The following is a 3,073-nucleotide window of genomic DNA, read 5'->3' as shown; positions in this document are numbered from 1 at the left end:
ACTTTTGGATCATTTTGCAATAATTCGTTTATAGAAACATCACCTTTTTTACAAAAAGAACAATTATAATCATAAAAAGCAATTATTGTTATATCACCGTCTTTATTGCCTATGATAGGAAAGCTTGTGCTATCTTCAATACCTAATTTATTATCTTTTAGATAGTTATTAACTTTAGTCTCATTTTCCTGTACTTTACGTTTTTGCAAACCTTCAATTGATTCTATTATTATTTCCGGAGTTTTAAGCAAATAATCTTTGATTATTTCTTGGACTCTTTCCTCTTCACATTTTCTTGCATCTTCGTTTTGTTTAACCTCTATGGAAATCGGCTTTGTAGAATAAGTTTTCATCGTTTTGAAAACAAATAAAGCTCCTATCACAAATATAACCAATATTGTACCTATAATATGCTGCATAAATATCCTTTAAATTTTATATCGTTTTTACTTTATTGTATGTATATGTCATTCCCGCGTAGGCGGGAATCCAGTACCTTTGTCATACCGCAACTTGATCGCGGTATCTAATTTATTATTTTAGATCCCGTGGTCAAGCCACGGGATGACACCACAAAATCTGGATTCCCGCCTACGCGGGAATGACATATAGAAATAAAACCCATTACTTCTGTCTTATTAATCTGCTCTGATCTCTTTTCCAATCTTTTTCTTTAATAGATTGTCTTTTATCATGTAATTTCTTACCTTTAGCAATACCAAGCTCAACTTTTACTTTATTCTTTTTATTAAAATACATAGAAAGAGCAACTAGAGTATAGCCTTTTATTCTAATTCTACCGATAATTTTCTTTATTTCTTTAGTATGCAACAATAATTTACGAGGTCTTCTAGTAGAATGATTAAATCTATTCGCTTTTTCATATTCCGCAATATGGCAGTTATACAAAAATACCTCATCTCCGGTATCTGCCGCATGACTTTCTTCTATAGAAGCTTTACCTTGACGCAAAGACTGTACTTCACTACCCTTTAATACAATGCCTGCTTCTAATCTTTCTTCAATAAAATAATTAAAAAGTGCTTTCTTATTTTGTGCAATAACTTTCTTATATTCGGTCATATTTTTATGGATAGTGATGTTATGATGTTTTCAATTTGTTTTTTAGCACTATCACTTGCTTCAGTTAATGGGAGTCTAATTTCATTTTCACATAAACCTAAATAATGTGCGGCATATTTTATCGGAATCGGATTAGATTCTACAAATAATGCTTTATATAAAGGCAGTAATTTCTGATGGATTTCTAATGCTCCTTTAATATCGTTCTTATTCCATTTTTCTAATAGCTCTTTACATATATTGGGAACAATATTAGAGGCTACAGAAGTCCACCCTACCCCACCTTGAGCGTTAAAAGCTAAGACTACTTCATCATTACCGGTTAAAATGTTGAAATCCTTTTTAACTGTTGCTCTAATCCGCAATGGACGTTCTAAATCTACTCCGCAATCTTTTAATGCTAAAATACGTGATAACTTGCTAAGTTTTAATATCGTCTCATCAGAAAAATCTACTCCGCTTCTAGTCGGTGCCGAATATAACATAATAGGTAAATTGCATGCTTCATGTATAGCCTCAAAATGCTTATAAATCCCGTGTTGGGTAGGTTTTACATAAGAGGGAGGACTAGCCATAAAACCATCTACCTTGATTTTTGTAGATTCCGCTGCAAGCTCGCACGCATAGGCAGTATTATTTGATGAACATCCGCTTATTATAGGAATACGCTTATTAACGATTTCTACGCTAGTTTGCAGTAATAATTTATATTCTTCAAAACTCAAGCTACTGCCTTCTCCAGTAGAGCCTGCAATTAATACTGCATCGACTTCATGCTTTATTTGATGTTTTAAACTTTTCTCTAAAGCATATAAGTCTAACTTATTATCTTTAAAGGGTGTTATAAGTGCGGTAATTAAACCTTTAAATATATTGCCCATAGTTTTTATTTTTTATTAATTCGTCATTGCGAGAAGAATTACGTAGTAATTCGACGAAGCAATCTCAGGAGTTTGTTATTATTTCATGAGATTGCCACGCAGTCTACGACTGCTCGCAATGACGTTTCTTCTACTCCCTAACCAAACGATCATATTCTTTTTTTAAGGTATTTGCAATTTGATGATCATCGAAAATAATCTTTTTACTGCCGAGATCTATAGAATCAATATTTTGTACCTCGATTGCCGTACCTGTAACAAAACATTCGGTAAAATTCTCTACTTGCTCTAATTTCAAACGCTCTTCTTTTACTTCTAGACCTAAATCTTGTGCAATTTCAATAATAGTTTGTCTTGTTATACCGTTTAAAAACCTATCGGCAATCGGAGTATATAATGTTTTATCTTTAACAAAGAAAATATTTGTTGTAGTGCATTCAGCGATATAACCTTCATAATCAAGTAATAATGCATCATCATAGCCAAGAGCTTTAGCCTCTTTTTTACTCGTTATTGCCATATTATATTGAGCGGCAGATTTAGATTGTACCGGCGTGCTATCAGGCATTGCTTTACGCCAGCGGCTTATATGCAAATTTATACCTTTCTCAAAAGACCTTGGCATTGATGGAATACCGGCAATTAAAAGATTAGTAGATAACTCAGGATTAGTAATATTTAACGATTCGTCTCCGCACCAAATAAGCGGTCTTATATATCCATCCTTAATATTATTTTGTTTTATTACAAGTTCATGAGCTTTTATTATCTCATCTACACTATAAGGTACTTTCAAACCTAATGCTTCTGCTGATTTTACTAACCTTTCCGTATGTTCTTTTAGCTTAAAAACTTTGCCGTTATAAGCTCTCTCACCCTCAAATACCGATCCTGAATAATGCAGGCTATGAGTCAAAACATGAATTCTTGCAAATTGATAAGGAACTAAATCACCGTTAATCCAAACATGCCAAAAAATTTGCTCTAGTTTTATCATTGTCATTAATTTATTTTTATATTAAAGTATTGTCAATCGTCATTGCGAGCGACTGTAGGCCTTGTTGCATGGCTCGAGAAACCCGTTCGATGTCATACCGTGACTTGACCAC

At 33.1% G+C, this 3,073-nt stretch carries 3 protein-coding genes and 1 pseudogene; all 4 read right to left on the bottom strand.

Annotated features, from left to right (window positions below; genetic code table 11):
* A pseudogene (locus AC1Z7D_RS06715) lies at positions 1 to 419 on the bottom strand (DsbA family protein); the annotation flags it as partial.
* A gap of 205 nt (positions 420 to 624) precedes the next feature.
* Positions 625 to 1,083, bottom strand: coding sequence for an SsrA-binding protein SmpB (smpB, locus tag AC1Z7D_RS06710; RefSeq protein ID WP_482603064.1), 459 nt, complete (start codon positions 1,081 to 1,083; stop codon positions 625 to 627).
* Positions 1,080 to 1,964, bottom strand: coding sequence for a 4-hydroxy-tetrahydrodipicolinate synthase (dapA, locus tag AC1Z7D_RS06705; protein ID WP_482603062.1), 885 nt, complete (start codon positions 1,962 to 1,964; stop codon positions 1,080 to 1,082). The genes smpB and dapA overlap by 4 nt, the downstream gene beginning before the upstream one ends.
* Before the next feature lie 130 nt (positions 1,965 to 2,094).
* Positions 2,095 to 2,967, bottom strand: coding sequence for a branched-chain amino acid transaminase (locus AC1Z7D_RS06700; protein ID WP_482603060.1), 873 nt, complete (start codon positions 2,965 to 2,967; stop codon positions 2,095 to 2,097).
* Between the last annotated feature and the right edge of the window lie 106 nt (positions 2,968 to 3,073).

The sequence above is a fragment of the Rickettsia sp. genome (assembly GCF_965035265.1).
Note: the sequence above shows the minus strand (reverse complement) of the source record. Positions and strands in the feature narration are given on the sequence as shown.